Below are 18137 nucleotides of genomic sequence, written 5' to 3'. Positions count from 1 at the left end.
TTTCGGCAGGACCTATCGGAACTGGAGATGAATCGAGCCCCCTTCGCGTGACCGAATGCGCACGCGGTGCGGTGCGTCAGTGCCCGTCGGTCTCCAGGCCCGCGCCCTGCAGGGCCTGCGCGCCCATCCTGTCGGCCTCTTCCTCGAGCCCCGCATCGTCGTTGACGCCGACGCCGGCCATCTGCATCGTCGGCTCGACGCGCCCCTGGCGCTGCTGCACCACGTGCCAGGCCTCGTGCGGCAGGTGCTGCTCTTGCCCGGGCGCGAGGTGGATGTCGTTGCCCTGCGCATAGGCCAGCGCGTTCAGCTGCGCCGGCTTGTCGGAGTTGCGGTGCACCTGCACGTCGGACACGTCCATGCCCGACAGCGACGCGATGCCGGCCTGCAGCGCACCGGGCAGCCCGCCCTGCACACCACCCAGCGCGGGATCGGCCTTGGCCTGCATCGGTTCTTCCTCCTCAAGCTCGCCGAGGTCGGGCGCGCGCTGCGCCGCGTCGCCGAACGCCGCCTCGATCTGCGCGCGCTGCGCCACCATGCGCGGGCTGTCGTGGAACGGATCGGCCGCGCGTTGATGCACGTGGGTCTCGGGACCGTCGTCGACACGGTCGTTGGCATGAAGTTGCACTTTCATGGGGCCTCCACTCTCGGCTTGAACGTCACATAAACGCCTGCCGCGAACAGCAGCAGGATCAGTCCGTACAGCAGGTAATTCTGCTCGCGCCAATGCAGCAGCGCGGGGTCGCAGCTGAACACGACGAAGGCCAGCGCGAGCGTCGCGAGCGCGCCGGCCCACAGCATCAGCAGGTAGCGCCGACCGATGCGGCGCACGCGGCAGTTCCACGTATACAGCGCGATGCCGATGCCTTCGGCCAGCAGCAGCGCCTCGAACAGCAGCCGCAGCGGCAGCCGGTTCGGGCACGCGAACTCGCACAGCCCGGCCAGCGCGCCGCGCGGCACCGCGTAGTTGTGCGTCAGCAGCGCATGCACCGTCTCGCCGCTGCCGATGCCCGGCGTCGGCAGCGGCCACAATCCGATGCCGCCATAGGTCCACTTGATGTAGGCCAGGTCGCGGTCGAGCTGGTCGCGCTCCTGCGGCGGCAGCGCGGCCGGCTTCTCGCCGCGCTGGTGGAACTCGATCGGCACCACGCTCTCCAGGAAGGCGATGCGGCGGTGTCCGCTCAGGTTGGGCGTCGCGTCGATGCGCGCGCGCAGCGTCATCGTGCTCGCGCCGGTCGGCTCGCTCAGCAGCACCAGGAAGTCGATCGTCAGGTCCGTCGTGCCGCGGTAGCGCACCTTCGCGCCCTCTTCCACGCCCTTGCTGCTGCGCCGCGGCTCGGCGGTCTCGAGCACGTCCATCAGGTCCGAGAAGTTGTAGGCGCCGGTGTCGCCGAGCAGTTTGTCGGGCACCACGATGTTGGCCTGGTAGCTGCGGCCGGTCGCCTGCATCTCGGCCACCAGCCGCTGCAGGAACAGCTTCAGGAAACGCGCGAAGGCCTTCTGCTGCAGACCGTCGGTGGGCGAATCCTCGAAGAACACCGTGATGCCGTCGTAGACGTAAGGCGATTCGCGCCACTGCGGCAGCAGCAGGCCGTCGAGGTTCGCCTGCAGGTCGTCGTTGCGGGTGTCGGCCAGCACCACCGCGTTGCGCGCCGCATTGCGGGCGACGGTGTCGAGCTGCGTTTCGGGCAAGGCGAGCACCGAGGCCCAGTCGCGCCGGTACAGCACCAGGTCGACGCGCGTGCCGTGCCGCCGCGTCTCGCGCGCGAAGCCGCCGGCCTGGCCGTCCCAGCCGGGCGGCAGCACCCAGTTGCCGCTGTCGGCCAGTACCACGCCCATGTAGCTCAGACGCGTGAACAGGCTGAAGTCGACGGCCAGCGGCGCCTCGGTGGCCAGCCAGTACGGCACGAAGCCGATCACCTCGTTGTCGGTGCGCTGCGGCGTGCAGCCGCAGCCGGCGCCGCTCAGCCGCAGCGGCTTCGCATCGCCGAACGGGTGGCGCTTCTCGGCGGCGCGGACGATCGCGCCGCGCAGCGGCGCGGGCAGCAGGTTGTCGTAGAACTCGCGCAGGCTGAGGCTGCCGGGCGCGGTGACGGCGGGCTTGCGTGAAGCAGGTGCGGAGGCCGCAGACGCCTGCGCCGGCGGCGGGCACTGCGGGTCGACGGTGAGCTGCTGCTTCAGCGCCATCTCGGTCACGTGCACGCGGTAGTACGCGCAGCGGCTCTGTTCGAGCGCGTTGACGAACAGCGCGCGCGTCGGGTACTCCACATCGGTCAACGGCAGCAGCACCGCCGCCAGCTGGTCCGGGCTGGGCACGACCGGCGGCACCGGCTCGGTGACCGCCGCGAGCGGCAGGCCGTCTGCCGGCACGAGTTCGGGCGCGGCCGTCGACACCGGTGCCGGCACCGCAGGTGCCGCCGCCTCCGGCGCCAGCGTAGCCTGGTCGGCCGGCGTCAGCTTGTAGCTGGCCGGCAGGCCGACGTGCGTGTTCGCGGTGGCTTCGGCATCGGCCACACCCAGCGTCGTCAGCGCGGGCGGAGCGGCAGGCGCCGACGCCGCCGAGGCCGCGCCGGCCGGCGGGCGGATCGACGGCGTGTAGACGTTCAGCACATAGGCCTGCTGCGCAATGCGCGGCGGCGACTCGGCGTCCTGCACGCCGAGCACGAAGCGGAAGCTGCCGTTCTCGGCCGGCAGGCCGCCGAGCCGGCCGTCTTCGGTCAGCACCAGCCCGGGCGGCAGCTTGCCGTCGATCGTGTAGCGGTACGGCGGCGTGCCGCCCTTGACGACCTCGCGCGGGCCGTACGGCGCACCGCGGCGTGCCGACGGCAGCGTGACGGTCTTGTAGACCAGCCGCATGTCGACCGCCGACGCGGATGATGCCGCGGGTCCTGCAGCCATCGGGACCATCGCGACATCCGGTGCGGACGCTGCCGACGAAGCCGGTGCCGAGGCCGCCTGTGGCACCGTCGCCGCGCGCAAGCCGAGGCTCGCCACCATCACCAGCACCGCGCCAGCCAGCGCGATGCGCAGCCGCCGGCATCGCGCACACGGCGCGGGCCGCGGGAAAGGTGCATCTCGATGCGTCATGCCGTGCGCCCCTCTTTGCGCAGTTCTTTCGCGACGCCGCGCCGCAGGTCGGCCATCTCGATGCGCTCGCGCCCGGCCTGCAGCGCGCCGAGCGCGCCGAAGCGCACGACGTTCGCGATCGCGCCGCCCGACAGCTCGTGCCGCTCGGCCAGCCCCTGCAGGTCGACGTCGTCGCCGAGCCGCCCGGTGTGCCGCACCATGCCCTCCCACAGCAGGCGCCGCTGCTCGGCGTCCGGCATCGGAAAGTGCACCAGCGACTGGAAGCGCCGCGCGAACGCATCGTCGATGTTGGCCTTCAGGTTGGTCGCGAGGATCACCGTGCCCGGGAAGTCCTCGACCCGCTGCAGCAGGTACGAAACCTCCTGGTTGGCATAGCGGTCGTTCGAGCTGGAGGTGGCGGTCCGCTTGCCGAACAGCGCGTCGGCCTCGTCGAAGAACAGGATCCACTGCCGGCTCTGCGCCTGGTCGAACACCTGCGCCAGGTTCTTCTCGGTCTCGCCGATGAACTTCGAGACCACCATCGACAGGTCGATGCGGTAGACGTCGCTGCCGACCTCCTGCCCGATCAGCGTCGCGGTCAGCGTCTTGCCGGTGCCGGGCGGGCCGTAGAACAGGCTGCGGTAGCCGGGCTTCAGCGCCTTGTCGAGCCGCCAGTCGCGCAGCAGCCGCTGGCCGTGCCGGTACCAGGTGACGATGGCCTGCACCTCGTCCATCACCTCGCCGTCGAGCACCAGGTCGCTCCAGCCGAGCCGCGTCGTGATGAGCCGCGCCGGGAAGCCGATGCCGTAATCGGGCTTGCGCGACTCGCCGGTGGCCAGCCGCTCCAGCGTGTCGCCGCTGACGTGCAGGGCCGCGCTCAGCCACGGCTCGCCGGGGCCGTCGTGTTGCAGGCGCAGCAGGCCGTGGCGACGCAGCGGACGGTCTTCGTCGAGCAGGCGCTGCAATGCGAAGCGGTGCGCCATGTCTTCGCCGGCGACCAGGAAGGCCGCCGTCTCGCAGGTCGGCAGGAAGCCGCCGTGCGAGCGCCCCTTCCACCCGCCGAACTCGCTGAAGCCGCGGTCGAGGTTGCGGTTGCGCACGAACAGCATGTCGAGCAGCTGCGGCTTCAAATGCGGCGCCACCGCCAGTGCGAGCACCAGCCGCTCGTCGGCTTCGAGCCCGGCCGCGTGCACCAGTTCCGCGTAGTCGCCGTCGTCACGCCCCAACGCCGGCGCGGCCATCGCCGGTGCCGACGGGGCCTCGCCCTGGCCGAAGTGCAGGCTGATGCGTGCCTGCAGCACGCGCTCCAGCCACGCGAGTTCACGCCCGACCACCCGGGCGTTCAGCTCGACACGCAGCAGCCGCAGGTCAGCGCCACTCGACATGCAGCACCTCCTTCATCCACGGGTGGCGGATCGTCGCGTAGCCCCATGGCAGCTGGTCGATCAGCATGTCGAACCCGCGCGGCTCGACGTTCAGCTGCCAGTGCTCGTCGGCATGCTGCAGGCGGCCGTCGCGCTGCAGGAAGGTCTCGCGCAGGCCGGCGACCGAGGTGCTGCCGAGGATCTTCCAGTGCTGGATCACCGCGGCCAGCAGCCCGTCGACGGCGTTGCGCTCGGCTTCGGTCGGCTCGATGCCGCGCGGCACCGGCGCCGCGAGGTCGATGCCGCACAGCAGCTTGTTCAGCACCAGCGCCGGCTCGGGCGCGGCGGCCTCGCCGGTCACCATCAGCTGCAGCAGCAGCGCCGCGCGCTCGGCCGCGGGCGCATCGGTGAAGGCGCGCTCGTCCGACAGGCCGAGCATCATGAACAGGCGCGGCATGTACGGCGCGACCAGCACCAGCCCGGCGTTGCCGACCGGCAGCAGCTCGACCGGCAGCGGCAGCGCGTCGACCGTCGGCTCGACGGGCTCGGGCGGCGCAGGTTCAGCGCCCTTCCCTCGCCCGAATCCCAATGCCGCCGCCGCCGAGGCCAGCACCGCGGTCGCCGCTCGCACGACGCGTTCGAACCAGCTCGGTGGCGCGGCCGGCACGCTCGCGGCGGCCACCTGCACGCGCATGTGCTCGGCATAGCGCCACGCATCGAACGGCGCCGCGCCGCGCTGCATCGCATGCTGCAACGAGGCCTGCCACAGCAGCTGCCGGCGGCCGGCGCGCTCGTCGGCCGAGGCTGGCTCGCCTTCGGCCACCCGCGCGATCCAGTCGTCGACGGCCGCGGTCAGCCCGCTACCGAGCCACAGCCCGAGCACCTGCTGCAGCACGGCCTGCGGCAACGCACGCACGATGCGCTGGCGCAGCGCGGTGTTGTCGCCCAGCCGCTGCAGCGTCGTCTTCAGCCAGTCGCGATCGTCCTTCAGCAGCGCGGCCCAGGTGGGCGCCACCGACTGCAGCGGATCGCTGCTGGCCGAGAACGACGAGCCGGCCTGCAGCGCCGCCAGCAGTTGCGCGCGCAGCAGCGGCAGCGCCGTCGCATGCGGCGCGCCGGCATGGGCCATCGCCTGGCCGAGCACGGCTTCCCACAGCGGCGCGGTGCCGAGCGTGGCGGCCTTCAGCAGCCGGTCCGCGGCCGCCGGCTCGCCGGGCATCAGCGCATGCACCAGCGCGCGCAGGCAGGCCGCATCGAACTGCGCCGCGAGCCTTTTCAGCAGGCGCGGCCGGTCGTCCATCGCACGCAGTGCCAGCGCGAGCGCGGCGGCATCGTGGCGCAGCACCTCGGCGGCCAGCGCGGCCGGGTCCTCGCCACGGCCCTGCCACGGCAGGTGGCCATGGCGCAGGAAGTGCAGCAAGGCCTCGAGTCGCGCCTGCGGCAGGCTGCGCCGCACGCCGCCGGCCCCGCCGCGCGCCGCGGCCACGCCGCCCGGCCCGCGCAGGTCGGCCAGCCTGTCCTGCAATCGCTCGCGCAGCCGGATCGCCCAGGTCTCCTCCAGGCCGTCGACAGCCACCTCGCCCAGGTCGATCGCCAGTTCGTCGATGCGCCACACCTCGTCGGGCGCGCAGGCCTCGTCGAACAGCTCGTCGACGATGCGCAGCGCCGGGCCTTGCATGAACGCGGCGAGCCGCGATTCGGCCTCGTCCGCGGGCAGGCCGGCGTCGAAGTCGACCTCGACGTGCAGGTGTTCGATCAGGTGCGCGTCAGGCATGGCCTTGCATGAAGGGCTCGTCGCCCTCGCCTCCTGCATCGTTGTTGTCGCCCGGCTGGCGCAGGAACGGGATCACGCGGCAGGCCGCTCCATCGGCTTCGGCGGCGAGGTGCGCATCGTCGGGCGCCGCCGCCAGCGACTCGCGCGCCGCCAGCCACACGACCCAGCAGGCCTCGAAGCGCTGCATCGCGTCGGCTTCCAGCCACAGGCACTGCAGCGACAGGTGCGACGGGCAGTTGATGCGCAGCGTGTCCTGCGCAAAGCGGCGGAACGCCGGCTGGCGGGTGCGCGTGGTCCAGCCGGGCATCAGCACGGTGATGCGCAGCGCGTGGAAGCCGGCCTTCAGGTTCAGCGCCGCATGCGCCCGGCCGCCGGGCGCGAGCGGGCGCAGCAGCACGTGCTCGACGACGTGCATGCCCTCGCTCTCCTGCTGCAGGTGCAGCAGGAAGAGCCGCAGGCTGCCGGCAGCACGGCGCGCGGCCGGCGCATCGGTGTGCTCGCCGAGGTCCCACCAGCGGCCGTCTTCGTCGGGGCCGAGCAGCAGCCGGTGCGGCGATGTCGCCGTTGCACCGGGCGGCGCCAGCAGCCGGTAGCGGTCGCGCCACAAGCCCGCCCGGAACAGGGCTGCCGGCAAGGGCCCGCGCAGCACCGCCATGCGCTGCAGGTCGGCCTGCAGCTCGGGCCGCGTGGCCGGCCGCAGCGCCTGGCCGGCGGTGGTGGCGGCCTGCGCGCGCTGCGGCGAGACCTGCAGCGACGCGTGCTGCGGCAGCGGCTGCGGCACCAGCGTGAGTTTCTGCTGGCGCAGCGCCTGCGTCAGCGAGCGCGGGTGGCCGAGGCGCAGCCCGAGCAGCAGCGAGGCGCGCCGTTGCAGTCCGCTGCAGTTGTCCGTCCCTCCCCACGCCGAGCGACCGGGATCGAAGCCGCCGGCGCGGTCGCGCGTCAGCCGCACGATGTCGCTCAGGTAGGCCGCCTTGTTCTCCAGCAGCATTGATTCGAGCTCTTGCGGCGAGTGATGCCCGCAGAACTGGCGCAGCGAGTTCTGCGCGTACGTCTCGCCGTGCAGCGCCAGCAGGTGATCGAGCGCCCGGCTCTTGCGCCGCGCCGAGCGGTCGAACGGCCGGTACACCGCCTGCTCGATCTGCGCGGCCGGCGCGAGCAGCAGCCGCTCGACGCCGGGCACGCTGTCGGGCCCGATCATCTGCGACCACAGCGTCTGCGCCGAGCCGCCGTTCACCGAGAACAGCTCGCGCAGGTGCTGCACCTGTGCCAGGCCCTGCGCGATCACCTGCTCCATCATCAGCAGGTAGGTCTGCAGCTGCTGCGCCCGCGCCCGCGCCTGCGGCGGCGCCGAGCGCGGCACGCCATGCCGGCCAACCCCATAGATCGCCGGCAGCAGTTGCTGCACCGAGTGGTAGCGCTGCAGGTCGCGGTGCTCGCCGCGCGGCAACGCGGCGGCGGCGCGGCCGGCCTGGTCGGCCTGCCGGCGCGCGCGGTTCGAGCGGCCGGCGGCGCGCAGGTCCTCGAGCTTGCGGCACAGCTCGGTCGGCGGCACCGCCACCGCGTTGCCGCGCCGCGTGACGACGATCGTTCCGGGCGAGCCGTCGTTCGGCAGCGCGAGCCGCAGCGCCCAGTTGCCACCGCGCCATGCGACCGAGCCGTTGCTGGCCGCCGCATTGGCCGGCCGCAGTTCCGACAGCTGCGCCAGCTCCACGCCCGGCACCGCCTGCACCACCGCGGCGAGGTCCGACAAGAACAGCCGCTGCGTGCCGTCCTGGCCGCTCGGCAGGTCGTCGATGAAGCCGTGCTGCAGCGCCGGGCCGGTGTAGATCGCCTCCAGCGACGCGCCGGCGCGCAGCCGCTCGTCGAGGCTGCGGCTCACCGCGGCGCGCGCGACGAAGCGGTCGCAGCGGTCGTAGACCTCGGCCAGCACGTCGGCCGCGTCGCGCGGGCCGCCGATCTCGATGCGCGCATGCAGCTCGCAGGCCACCGGCTGCACCGAGGTCACCGCCAGGTCGAGGTCTTCGCCGAGGTTGCGCTGCGCGAGGAAGGCGGCGCGCGCGTCGGCGATGCGCCGGGCCTCGCTGTCGGCCGCGCCCTGCGACAGCTGCAGCACCAGGTGCACGACGCCGTCGTCGCGCGCCTGCAGCGTCGCGTCGTCGAGCCCCGGCACGGCATCGAGCAGCAGGCGGCGCAGGTCGGCGGCGGTGGTCGCGCGGCACGGGAACACCGCCGCCGGCGGGTGCAGCGACAGGCCGGCGTGGTCGATCGCGCCGTCGGGCCCGGTCAGGTGGTCGGCGACCGGGAAATCGGCGCGGTACACCAGGTCGGTCAGCGAGAAGCACAGCTGCTCCAGCATCGTGATGCCGGGGTCGTGCAGGTTGTGGTCGGTCCACGCCTGGCCGCTGACGGCCTGCAGCCACGAGATGCCCTGCTCGCGCAGCCGCGCGAAGCTTGCGTCATCGCGTTCGGTGCTCATGGCGCGCAGCCCTCCATCGATTCATCGAACCACAGCCGCGTCAGCGTCGCCTGGATGCGCACGCCGCTGCCGTAGTCGCACTTCGAGCGCACCTGCAGCCGGTAGCTGGCGTTGCGCCCGCTGCTGCCTTCCCAGCGCAGCTCGAGCTTGTCGCAGCGCCGGCCGTACCAGGTGTTGTCGCAACGGATGCGCTTGCGACGCGACAGGAAATCCCACCAGCCCGACGCCGGGTTGTAGGTGTTCATCGCGATCGCATGCATCAGCGCGAAACGGCCGCCGCCCGGGTGGCCGGCACCGGCCATCACCTCGAAGGCCTGGCAGCCAGCGAGCGGGCCGGTCAGGTCGTGCCATTCGCCATCGGCCAGCGCCGGCGCGACGCCGGGCCAGCGGCAGCTGCCGACGCGGCCCTGCGATGCGACGACGCCGGCCACGTCCAGCGCCTGCGCGGGTTCCGCGGTGCCGATGCCGACGCGGTCCTGCGGATCGAGCGCCAGCACCGGCTTGCGACCGCGCGAGGCGGCGACGCCGGCGCGGTGGAACAGCAGCTGGTCGCGGTCGCCGCCATAGCTCATCGACCACAGCGCGGTGCGTGAACTCTGCTCGCGGTAGAAGCTGACCAGCGCGTCGTAGCCGGCCGGCGACGAGACCTCGATGCCGTTCTCGGCCGACTTGTGGAAACCCTCGTCGCTCATGTTGAGCATCGAGTCGATCAGGTCGGCGAAATGGTCGCGCGTCGGCAGCCGGCCTTCGTCGAAGAAGTGCTGCAGCGTCTTTCGGTTGCGGATCGTCATGCGACGCCTCCGCCCGCAGAGATCACGAAGGTGCTGCCGATCGCCAGCTGGTCGATGCCGGTCGGCTGCGGCACCGCGGACGCCGGGAAGGCCGGTGCCGCGGTGATGATGTGCTGCGGCATCGGCAGCGCGAGGCTCCACGGCGCGAGCGAGACGGCGTGGCCGCGGGCGCTTTCGTTGTGAGCCTCGCCGCGGCCTTCGCGCGCGGTGTCGGCCAGCGTGTACACGCCGTCATCGCTGCAGGTCACGTGCAGCAGCGACAGCTGCGTCACGTACTCGACGCCGTCCAGCGCGCGCAGCCGGGCCTCCAGGTCCTCGCCGCGCACGACCCAGTCGAAGGCCGGGCCGCAGCCGTCGTCGAACCACGGCGACAGCGTCGCGATCACCGTGCGGGTGAGGCGCTGCAAGGCCTCGCCTTCGTGCACGCCGCGCAGCAGGCCGACGGTGCAGCGCAGCTGCAGCCGGTCGTAGACGGGGTTGCGCACCACCACCTTCGCGAACGGCGACGCGCGCTCGCGCAGGTAGTCGGCCATGCGGCGCAGCTCGATCGCGTTGAAGCGCGGCGCGGCGCAGGCGAAAGCCGGGTCGTTGCGCGGCACCTGCGGCACGACGACCGCCAGCACCTGGCCGGCCGGCGGCCGCGGCTGGCCGGCCGCGGCGATCTCGTCGACGGACAGGCAGCGCACCTTGAAGACCTCGGGGAAGCGCGCCAGCAGCAGCCGCTCGACGTCCCACGCGGTGCTGGCCCGCTGCTTGTGCTGCAGCCGCTCGCCGGCGCGGGTGTACAGCAGCCCCGCATCCTCGGCCGGCCGCAGCCCGAACGACGCGCCGACCTGCTGCACGCCCGACAGCCCCGGCAGCGACGCCAGCGATCGGGTGATGCGGCCCTGCGGCAGGATCGCGAGCATCGCCGCATCCGGCGGCAGCACGCGCCGCGCGCGCAGCGCATGCGCCTGCACCGACTGCAGTGCCGCGAAGCCCTCGAAGCCGGCACCGGCCGCGGCGCGCAGCCAGTACAGGCCGGCCGGCATCACCTCGTTGTCGAGCGTCAGGTCGCCCGGCAGGTCGAGCGTGACGATGCCCGAGGTCAGGAAGCCCTCGGTGCTGTCGGCCAGCACCCGCGCCGGCGGCAGCGGGCGCCAGTGGTCGCCGGCCAGCGTCGCCCAGCGCACCGGGGCGCGCACGGCGCCGGAGCGTGTCGCATCCGCAGCTGATTCGAGCAGCGAGAACAGCAGCGTCAGCGTGCCGCCCGGGTCGCTGGCCGCGAGCCCGATGTAGAGGTTGCCGTCATCGCCCGGCCGCGGCAGCAATCCGTGGCTCGCGCCGGCGGCGGCCGAATGCAGCGTCTCGACGCCGAACGGGTGCAGGTGCAGCAGGCGCTCGGCGTCGCCGCGCGTTTCGTCGGCGCTCTGCGCGCCGGGCCGGATCACGCCGGCCGCCTCGTAGCTCAGCGTCAGGCGCTCGATCAGCGGCGTGTACGGCGGGTTCGGCAGCGGCTGGCGCCAGCGCGCGCGCAGGTTCTTGCGCGCGTTCGCGGTGACGGTGTCGGCCAGCACCATCGGGTACGCGGCATGCCCGAAGGCACCGCGCGGGCCGGTGAGCTGCAGCCGGCACAGGCCGTTGCGCGGCAGCGGCGCGTCCCATTCGGCCGGGTCGCCGGCGCGGCTGTGCTTGCGCACCGACCCGGGGTCGACCTCGATCTCCCGCATTGGCTGCAGGCAGCCGGCGGCGTCCGGCGGCGCGAACAGCGGCTGGTGGGCCGACGTGCCGGTGCACGGCTGCCACAGCCCGTCGCGCAGGATCGCGAGCGCGGCGCTGAAGTCGCCGCGGCGCTGTTCTTCGGGGTAGCCGCGGTAGTGGGTGTCGAAGCCGCCGGCGTCCAGCGGCAGCCCGCCCCATTCGAACTCCATCGACAGGCGCTGGATGTTCTTGCAGGCCACCTCGCGCGCACCGACCACCAGGTACGACGACAGCGTCGGCAGCGGGCCGAACGGGTGGAAGGCCTTGGTCGGGTCGAGCCGGCCGAGGTTGTTGTGCAGCACGATGTCGCGCACGCCGCTCGCGCTGACGCGCAGCCGTGCCTCGGCGAGCGGCTGGTCGGCCAGCAGCGAGTACGGGTAGAGCCGGCCCTGCGTGCCGAGCTCGATGCGCAGCACCGGCAGCCGCGTCGTCCAGTCGGCGCCGTGCACGACCGGATCGCAGCCGACGATGGCCGGCACGTCGGGGCGCAGCCGCAGCGTGATCGACAGGCCGCCTTCCGGCAGGCGGTCGACGTCGGCGTCGGTGGCCTCCAGCCAGCCGTGCGCGGCGCTCAGGTGCAGTTTCAACAGGCCGTGGAACAGCTGCTCGAACACCAGCACGCGCTGCGGCGCCTCGGTTCCGGCCAGCAGCACCAGCGGGTCGCCGAGGCTGTGGGCCTGCGGCACGCGGCCTTCGAGCTCGCGGTGCGCGGCCAGCCGCATGCGGCGCAGCTGGGCCTCGGTGAAATCGGCCCGGCCCGACAGCAGCCAGTGACCCAGCAGGCGGCCGAAGGCATCGCGCAGCGTGACGGGGTCGGTCGCGAAGGTGACTGCATCGACCAGGGCGTCGAGCACGGCGGTGTCGTCGCCCGCGCCCTCGCCGAGCGGCAGCTCGACCCGGATCGTCCGCTCGCCCTCGCGCAGCAACAGCAGCGGCGACGCGATCGCGAGGCCCAGCCGCGCATCCACCGCGCCGGCGCCGCCGCCGAACAGCGGCCACGCGCTGGTTCCGTCCGGCACCGGCCGCGCCGCCTTCGCGCGCGTCACGAAGCCGAACTCGCACTCCGGCGAGATCCGTGCGTCGCGCTCCATCCGCAGCGTGCACAGCGCCGCGACGCGCGCATCGGTCACCACCAGCGGTGCCGCGCTGTGGAAGCGCAGCGGCTGGCCGGCCGCGTCCTTGCCGGCGTCGAACACCGTGCCCTGCGGCACGTTCAGCAGCCGCTCGCCGCGCGCATCGCGGGCGCAGGCCAGGTGCACCTCGTCGGCCACCGGCCCGGCCGGGCCGAAGCCGAGGCAATCCCGGTAGTAGAAATCGACATGCCGCGCAGTGAAGCGGTTCACCTCGCGCTGCGCCGATTCGTAGACCTTCAGGAACGCGATCAGCAGGCCGACCGCCGCCTCGTGCGTGCCGGTGTGCAGCGTGCTCGGCAGCAGCTCGCGCGCCAGCGCGCGCAGCGCGTCGATCGCGCTGAGGAACACGAAATAGCGCTCGCGCAGCAGCTCGCGCTCGTCGCGCCCGGCCGCCGCGGTGGCCAGCAGCGGCGCACTGCTGCTCCAGATGCCGGCCAGGCGCTCGTGCGAGCGGCCGACCTCGCGGCCCTGCCAGCTGCGGTGGCCGAATCGGCCGTGCACCCATTGCAGCTCGGCGCCGAGCTGCTGGGCGACGAGCTGCTGGATGCGCTCGCGGAAGGCCTGCGACGCGGCATCGTCGCGCCCGTCGAGCGACTTGAACCACAGGTCGATCCACTGTGCGAGCTCGACCACCTGGTGGGCCAGCCGCGGCAGCGGTGCCGAATCGACGTCGTGCAGGAAGTCCTCCTGCAGCGCCTGCACGTCGATGCTCGCGATGCGCGCCAGCACCATCGTCACGTCGCTCGCGAACATCGCACGCCAGTCGCCGCCCTCGCGGTTGTCCAGGTCGACGAAGCGCAGCTGGCGCGCGAGCGTCGCGGTCATCGCGACGCGGTCCTCGAACGGCAGCTCGTCGACGCGGAAGTAGCCGTCGGCCAGCGCCGGCGGGAAGCGCTCGTTCTGCGACGTTCCGACGGCCATGCCGGTGGTCATGCGCCCACCTCGCGCGCCGCGCCGTCGTTCAGGTACAGCGGGTACACCATGTTGTCGCGCGTGTTGGTGCTGCGGATCGTGTAATCGAGCTGCAGCCGCAGCAGGCCTTCGTACAGGTCCGAGGTGTCGATCTCGACCTGGTCCAGCGTGATGCGCACCTCGAAGAACAGCACCGCCTTCTCGACCAGGCTGCGGATCTCGGTCAGCGTGCTTTCGGTGATGTTCTCGAACACCATGCGCTGCAGGCCGCAGCCGTAGGTCGGGTGCATCACCCGCTCGCCGGGCACGGTGGACAGCAGGATGCGCAGGCTCTCGCGCACGTCCTGGTCCTGCGACACCGTCAGCGCATGCAGCGTGCGGCCGTCAAAGGCCGGCGGGAAGGCCCAGCCGGTGCCGAGGAAGCGCTTGTCGAGGGTCATGGTGTCAGCCACCGATCAGGACCGTGGGCCAGCCCATCGCGATGCTGCCGCCGTGCGCGGTCGGGTCGCCGATGCGAGCCGCCGGCCGGCTGCCGATCAGCACCGTGGTCGAGCCCTGGATGATGGTGTCGGGCGGGCCGACGCAGACCGCGCTGTCGCCGAGCACCGCGGCCGGCAGCTTGCCGATCAGCACCGTCGGCACGCCGGGACCGACCACCGGGCCGCCGACGTGCGGGATCGGCGGCAGGCCGGGCGTGACCATCGGGCACACGTGCATGTCGGTGAGGCGGGCGGCGGGCGGCATGGTGCGGTCCTTCATCGCGTCAATTGATCATCACCATCGCGCCCTTGACCACCGTCTGCCCGGCGGCCGAGAGCTCGGCGCTCGCATTGCCCTTCGCGGTGAAGCCGACCTGGGCCTCGGCGGCGATGTTCAGGCCGCTCGCCTTGACGTCGGCCTTCGACGTGACCGTGATCGCGCCGACCGCATCGAGCGTGATCGTGCCCTTGGCCGTGATCTTGATGTCGCCCGGGCTGTCGAGCGTGATGCCGCCGGGCGCGAGTTCGACCTTGTTGCCGTTCTGGTCCTGCAGCAGGATCGATTTGTCCTTGTCGCTCAGCACGATCTTGTTGTTGCCCGGCGTGATCACCGTGATGACCTTGTCCTTCTCGTTGAACTCGAGCTTCGAGCGGCAGCGCGTGACGATGGCCTTGATGTCGTTGGCGGCCTCCATCGGGTACGGCGTGGCCTGCTTGCTGCTGTAGAGGCTGCCGAGCACGACCGGGTGCGACGGGTCGTCGGCGAAGTAGCCGAGCACGACCTCGTCGCCGACCTCCGGCAGGAAGAACGCGCCGAACGCGTTGCTGGCGTGGAACTGCAGCAGCCGCGCCCAGATGCCTTCGGTGGCGGCCTGCAGCATCGGCAGCTTGACCTGCACGCGCTGCTCGCCGGCGGGGTCGGCGTCGAGCTTCATCACGATGCCGACCTGCAGGCCGTGCACGCCGGGCAGCAGGCCGGCGCCGGGCGGCGCGACCACGTCGCTGCGCTCGACGAACCAATCGGGCGCGAGGCCGAACTCTGCCTCGGTGACCCAGTTGCCGTCGGCGATCTCGTGGCGCAGCCCGGTGACGAGCACCTTGCCGCTGAAGCGCTTGCCGACGCCGGCGAGTTCGATCAGCCCGCCGACGGTGGCGAGCGCCGAGCCCTGGAAGCTCATGCGCCCGCGCAGCCGCGCGAGGCCGGCTTTCAGCTGCTGCGCCTTGGCCCAGCTGGTCAGCGCGGCCAGCGGCTGCGGCGCGCCGGACTGCAGCCGCCAGGTCGGCAGGCCGATCACCTGGGCGAGCGTGGCCGAATCGATGTCGCCCTGCTTCGGCAGCGTGACCGGCGCGCTGGCGGTGCCTTCGAGCGCGGCCTGGCCCTTGATGTCCCACGAGAAGGCCTGGGCGCTGGCGAGCTGGCTGCGCGCGTCGAGGTCGGCCTGGAAATCGAACAGGTCGATGCCGTAGGTGACCTTCAGCGACGGCTCGGCGTCGACCGCGGGCGCCTTGACGGCGAGCTTGCCGTCGGTGGCGACCACAAGCAGGCCGTTGACCTCGGCGCGCGACAGCATGAAGTCCCAGTCGCTGCAGTAGTGCTGGACCAGCTCGGTGTGGCTGAGCTCGGTGGCATCGGCCTCGATGGACAGGCCGTGGTCGCCGGCCAGCGCCTCGATGACGGCGCTGTCGGTCTGGTCGATGAAGTTCGCGTTGCGGCGGCCGACGGTCATCAGCACGGCCTTGTCGCGGCATTCGACGACCAGGCGAGCATCGTTGTCGCCGCGCACCTGCAGGCCGTGGCGCACGATCGGGCCTTCGAAGATCACCGCGGTGGGGGCGGCCTGGTAGCCGGCCTTGATCGACAGCAGCACGCCGGGCTTGAAGTGGGCGGCGTCGCTGAGCGGGAAGGTGCCGTGGGGCATGTCGCCGTCGGCGAGTTCGATGCGGGCCGAGGGCACGCTGTTGACGCCGCGGCGCACCGAGATCGAGATGACCTCGATGCTGGCATCGAGCTCGGTGCCGTCGGCGCTGAGCGACAGGCGCACGACGCCATCGGAGTCGTCGAGGGGCGAGACGGCGGGCATGGCGCTGAGGGATCAGGCGGCCGCTGCGGCCATCGCCAGCGTCGTGCCGGGCGTGACGGCCATGAGGCTGGGCAGGTTGTTCGCGCGCGCGACCGCCGGGGCGGCGGCGGCATCGCCGCAGTGGTCGGCGCACAGCTGGGGCAGCGTGTCGCCGTCGATCACGGTGACGCTGCTGGCGGCGGCCTCGGGCTCGCGGTTGGAGACGAGCTTGGCTTCTTCCTTGCTCATCGCGCCGAGGAAGTTGAGGTCGACGCGGGCGCGCAGTGGTTCGCCGCTCGGCTTGAAGAGCGTGTACTGCACGTTCAGCGATTCGAGCCGGCCGAAGAAGATCAGGCTGCCCCACAGCAGGCGAACGTAGGGGGGCTCCTGGGTGTCGGCCTGGTACTGGTAGGCGACCGCATTGAGCTTCTTCATCTGCGTGCGCACGTCTTCGCGCTTGCCGCTCGCGCCGGGCGGGACGATGCCGGTGCCGTCGAGTACCAGGGCGAAGCTGACGTGTTCATCGCCGACCGAGCTGAACTTGGGGCTGCCTTTGGCCTCGCCCTGGGTCTTCTGCTTCTCGTAGGTGATGCCGGCGGTGTGCTTGAAATCGGCCGGGTTGATCTGCACGGTGAAGGTCGCCGAATCATCGAGCTTGATGGTGCCGCCCTTCAGCGTGAAGCGCGTCATCACAAGATGCGTGAGTTGGCCTAGGCGGTCTGTTGACATTTTTGTGTTGCTTCAGTTCTTTGCGCGGGGGCGGTGCGGCCGGGAGTGGGCTGTGGGGGCTCAGCTGGAGCGCCCCAGAAGTCGCCCCCACAGCCCACCCCCGGCCGCATCGCCCCCGGACTGCTTGTGTTCGATAGCCTCACGCTCGGTCGACGAGACCCCGACCCCGTTCGGGCTGAGCTTGTCGAAGCCTCGGCTCGATGCGCGCAGGCCCTTCGACAGGCTCAGGGCGAACGGGTGGGTGTGGGGCGAGGACCGACCCGCCCGGCGCGCCACGGCCTCCCCCCGCGCGCCTTTGCTGCGCAGACCGTCGAAAGAGGAATGAAGTGACCGACAGAACATCACCGCTCCCGTTGAGCACGCAGTTGCTGCGCCAGCCAGGCCTTGCATTCCGACAGCACCTGCTCGCGCAGCCGCTGCAGCTCGGCCGACGACACGCCCTGCCGCTGCGGAACGACAGGCGCCGCATTGACCTGCGAGCGGATCAGCAGCTGACGCACCTCGATGCTCATCAGAGTCCTCAATAGACACGGTTCGACCGCGCATACGCCAGCTCGATCTTCTCCATCGCCACCTCGTTGCGGGTGGACTGGAAACCATCGATCTCCCACTTCACCGGCCAGGCGTTCTCGATCGACCAGCAACGCAGCGGATCGCCGGCATGGTCGAGCAGGAACACGTGCACCAGCTTCGGGTTGATCGGCTTCACGAAGCCGCCGTCCAGCACCGCCTGGCACCACTGCACCAAGCGCGAATCGCTGACCGCGATGCCACGCCTCAACACCAGCCGCGGGTGCTTGATCGACTTCGGCAACACGTGCGCGAAACCGTTCAGCCCGCCCTCGTTCACCGTCTCGGTCTCGACCTCGGGCGCGATCCCGCTCACCTCGCGGAAGGCGCCGTCGGCATCCTTCGGCTGCGTGCCGAAGGTCACCGCGAAATGAAACGCCGGCGGCGGGTAGAACTCCAGTGGCTTCGTGGTCCGCAGCTTCGCCTTCGCCGCCTGCAAGGCCTGCGGATTCACCCCGCGCGCCACCGGTGCCGGCGCGGGCGGTGGCGGCGCAGGCTTCGGCGGCGCCTTCGGCGGTGGCAGCGGTGGCGCGGGCGGGATCGTCGTCGCCATCAGGCATTGGCGATCGTGAGCCCCTCGTGTGCGATCACGATGGTCTCCACCGCCACCTCGTTGCCTTGCGCCTTCAGGTCGGTGCCGGTGATCTTGGTCGGCCAGGCGTTCGTCAGCGTCCACACCATCGTCACGCCACCTGCTTCATCCAGCAGGCTGATCGTCACCGGCTTGCGCTTGATGACGTTCATCTTGATCTCGTTGAACCAGTCCCACAGCTTGTTGTCGGACTTGAAGACACCCTTCTTCATCGTCACGTCGCTGTACTTCTTCAAGCCGGGCATCTTGATCACCGAGAAGGCCGGACTGTCACCGTGCCGGTACTCGATCGGTTGCGCCTCCACGTCGAGGCCGGAGACCTCCTGGAAGTGCATTTCCGCCGCGTCCCACTTCACCGAGAAGCGGAACTTGGGAAGCGGCCACACCGTGGTCGATTGCGCTGATCCGTCGTCTGCCATGGTCTGCCTCCTGAAGGGTCAAATGATGTTTCGTG

Annotated in this window: 14 protein-coding genes; all 14 read right to left on the bottom strand. The window is 71.7% G+C overall.

The genetic code is table 11. The annotated features are described in order from the left end of the window. Positions 1–76: 76 nt before the first annotated feature. The 14 genes from BUE42_RS31700 to BUE42_RS19385 all read right to left on the bottom strand — a co-directional run bounded on the left by BUE42_RS31700 (position 77) and on the right by BUE42_RS19385 (position 18102). On the bottom strand, positions 77–631 hold the full coding sequence (locus BUE42_RS31700; protein WP_083614284.1) for an eCIS core domain-containing protein: 555 nt from the start codon (positions 629–631) through the stop codon (positions 77–79). Beyond that, complete coding sequence (locus BUE42_RS19440) at positions 628–3084, bottom strand: hypothetical protein (protein WP_143171608.1); 2457 nt, start codon at positions 3082–3084, stop codon at positions 628–630. The genes BUE42_RS31700 and BUE42_RS19440 overlap by 4 nt, the downstream gene beginning before the upstream one ends. Beyond that, complete coding sequence (locus BUE42_RS19435) at positions 3081–4448, bottom strand: ATP-binding protein (RefSeq protein WP_073466950.1); 1368 nt, start codon at positions 4446–4448, stop codon at positions 3081–3083. Before BUE42_RS19435 ends, BUE42_RS19440 begins: the two co-directional genes overlap by 4 nt. Beyond that, positions 4432–6201, bottom strand: coding sequence for a contractile injection system tape measure protein (locus BUE42_RS19430; protein WP_073466949.1), 1770 nt, complete (start codon positions 6199–6201; stop codon positions 4432–4434). The genes BUE42_RS19435 and BUE42_RS19430 overlap by 17 nt, the downstream gene beginning before the upstream one ends. Continuing rightward, positions 6194–8677 carry a hypothetical protein gene (locus BUE42_RS19425; RefSeq protein WP_073466948.1) on the bottom strand — a complete coding sequence of 828 codons (2484 nt, stop codon included), beginning with the start codon at positions 8675–8677 and terminating at the stop codon, positions 6194–6196. The genes BUE42_RS19430 and BUE42_RS19425 overlap by 8 nt, the downstream gene beginning before the upstream one ends. Next, a complete protein-coding gene (locus tag BUE42_RS19420) occupies positions 8674–9468 on the bottom strand; it encodes a hypothetical protein (protein WP_073466947.1) in 795 nt (264 codons plus the stop codon). The genes BUE42_RS19425 and BUE42_RS19420 overlap by 4 nt, the downstream gene beginning before the upstream one ends. Further along, positions 9465–13274 (bottom strand): baseplate J/gp47 family protein, encoded by a 3810-nt coding sequence (locus BUE42_RS19415; RefSeq protein ID WP_073466946.1) that lies wholly within the window; start codon positions 13272–13274, stop codon positions 9465–9467. Before BUE42_RS19415 ends, BUE42_RS19420 begins: the two co-directional genes overlap by 4 nt. Next, positions 13271–13693 carry a GPW/gp25 family protein gene (locus tag BUE42_RS19410; RefSeq protein WP_073467001.1) on the bottom strand — a complete coding sequence of 141 codons (423 nt, stop codon included), beginning with the start codon at positions 13691–13693 and terminating at the stop codon, positions 13271–13273. Before BUE42_RS19410 ends, BUE42_RS19415 begins: the two co-directional genes overlap by 4 nt. Before the next feature lie 4 nt (positions 13694–13697). After that, positions 13698–14012, bottom strand: coding sequence for a PAAR domain-containing protein (locus BUE42_RS19405; RefSeq protein ID WP_235002461.1), 315 nt, complete (start codon positions 14010–14012; stop codon positions 13698–13700). A gap of 4 nt (positions 14013–14016) precedes the next feature. Beyond that, a complete protein-coding gene (gene vgrG / locus BUE42_RS19400; RefSeq protein ID WP_073466945.1) occupies positions 14017–15813 on the bottom strand; it encodes a type VI secretion system tip protein VgrG in 1797 nt (598 codons plus the stop codon). Between the two features lie 12 nt (positions 15814–15825). Next, positions 15826–16521 (bottom strand): CIS tube protein, encoded by a 696-nt coding sequence (locus BUE42_RS19395; RefSeq protein WP_369822979.1) that lies wholly within the window; start codon positions 16519–16521, stop codon positions 15826–15828. 341 nt (positions 16522–16862) lie between these two features. Continuing rightward, the gene (locus tag BUE42_RS33085; protein ID WP_159445454.1) at positions 16863–17033 is read right to left on the bottom strand and encodes a DUF5908 family protein; all 171 of its coding nucleotides are present in this window, start codon (positions 17031–17033) and stop codon (positions 16863–16865) included. An 8-nt stretch (positions 17034–17041) separates the two neighbouring features. Next, entirely contained in the window at positions 17042–17644 is a 603-nt protein-coding gene (locus tag BUE42_RS19390) for a phage tail protein (protein WP_083614283.1), read from the bottom strand. Beyond that, positions 17644–18102, bottom strand: coding sequence for a phage tail protein (locus BUE42_RS19385; RefSeq protein WP_073466943.1), 459 nt, complete (start codon positions 18100–18102; stop codon positions 17644–17646). Before BUE42_RS19385 ends, BUE42_RS19390 begins: the two co-directional genes overlap by 1 nt. Between the last annotated feature and the right edge of the window lie 35 nt (positions 18103–18137).

Source organism: Rhizobacter sp. OV335 (assembly GCF_900142965.1).
Lineage (GTDB): Bacteria > Pseudomonadota > Gammaproteobacteria > Burkholderiales > Burkholderiaceae_C > Rhizobacter.
This window is presented reverse-complemented; position numbering and strand designations above follow the sequence as displayed.

Excerpts from the sequence above, each read along its gene's own strand:
- BUE42_RS31700 (WP_083614284.1), bottom strand. The coding sequence starts at position 631 with ATGAAAGTGCAACTTCATGCCAACGACCGTGTCGACGACGGTCCCGAG.
- BUE42_RS19440 (WP_143171608.1), bottom strand. The coding sequence starts at position 3,084 with ATGACGCATCGAGATGCACCTTTCCCGCGGCCCGCGCCGTGTGCGCGA.
- BUE42_RS19435 (WP_073466950.1), bottom strand. The coding sequence starts at position 4,448 with ATGTCGAGTGGCGCTGACCTGCGGCTGCTGCGTGTCGAGCTGAACGCC.
- BUE42_RS19430 (WP_073466949.1), bottom strand. The coding sequence starts at position 6,201 with ATGCCTGACGCGCACCTGATCGAACACCTGCACGTCGAGGTCGACTTC.
- BUE42_RS19425 (WP_073466948.1), bottom strand. The coding sequence starts at position 8,677 with ATGAGCACCGAACGCGATGACGCAAGCTTCGCGCGGCTGCGCGAGCAG.
- BUE42_RS19420 (WP_073466947.1), bottom strand. The coding sequence starts at position 9,468 with ATGACGATCCGCAACCGAAAGACGCTGCAGCACTTCTTCGACGAAGGC.
- BUE42_RS19415 (WP_073466946.1), bottom strand. The coding sequence starts at position 13,274 with ATGACCACCGGCATGGCCGTCGGAACGTCGCAGAACGAGCGCTTCCCG.
- BUE42_RS19410 (WP_073467001.1), bottom strand. The coding sequence starts at position 13,693 with ATGACCCTCGACAAGCGCTTCCTCGGCACCGGCTGGGCCTTCCCGCCG.
- BUE42_RS19405 (WP_235002461.1), bottom strand. The coding sequence starts at position 14,012 with ATGAAGGACCGCACCATGCCGCCCGCCGCCCGCCTCACCGACATGCAC.
- vgrG (WP_073466945.1), bottom strand. The coding sequence starts at position 15,813 with ATGCCCGCCGTCTCGCCCCTCGACGACTCCGATGGCGTCGTGCGCCTG.
- BUE42_RS19395 (WP_369822979.1), bottom strand. The coding sequence starts at position 16,521 with ATGTCAACAGACCGCCTAGGCCAACTCACGCATCTTGTGATGACGCGC.
- BUE42_RS33085 (WP_159445454.1), bottom strand. The coding sequence starts at position 17,033 with ATGAGCATCGAGGTGCGTCAGCTGCTGATCCGCTCGCAGGTCAATGCG.
- BUE42_RS19390 (WP_083614283.1), bottom strand. The coding sequence starts at position 17,644 with ATGGCGACGACGATCCCGCCCGCGCCACCGCTGCCACCGCCGAAGGCG.
- BUE42_RS19385 (WP_073466943.1), bottom strand. The coding sequence starts at position 18,102 with ATGGCAGACGACGGATCAGCGCAATCGACCACGGTGTGGCCGCTTCCC.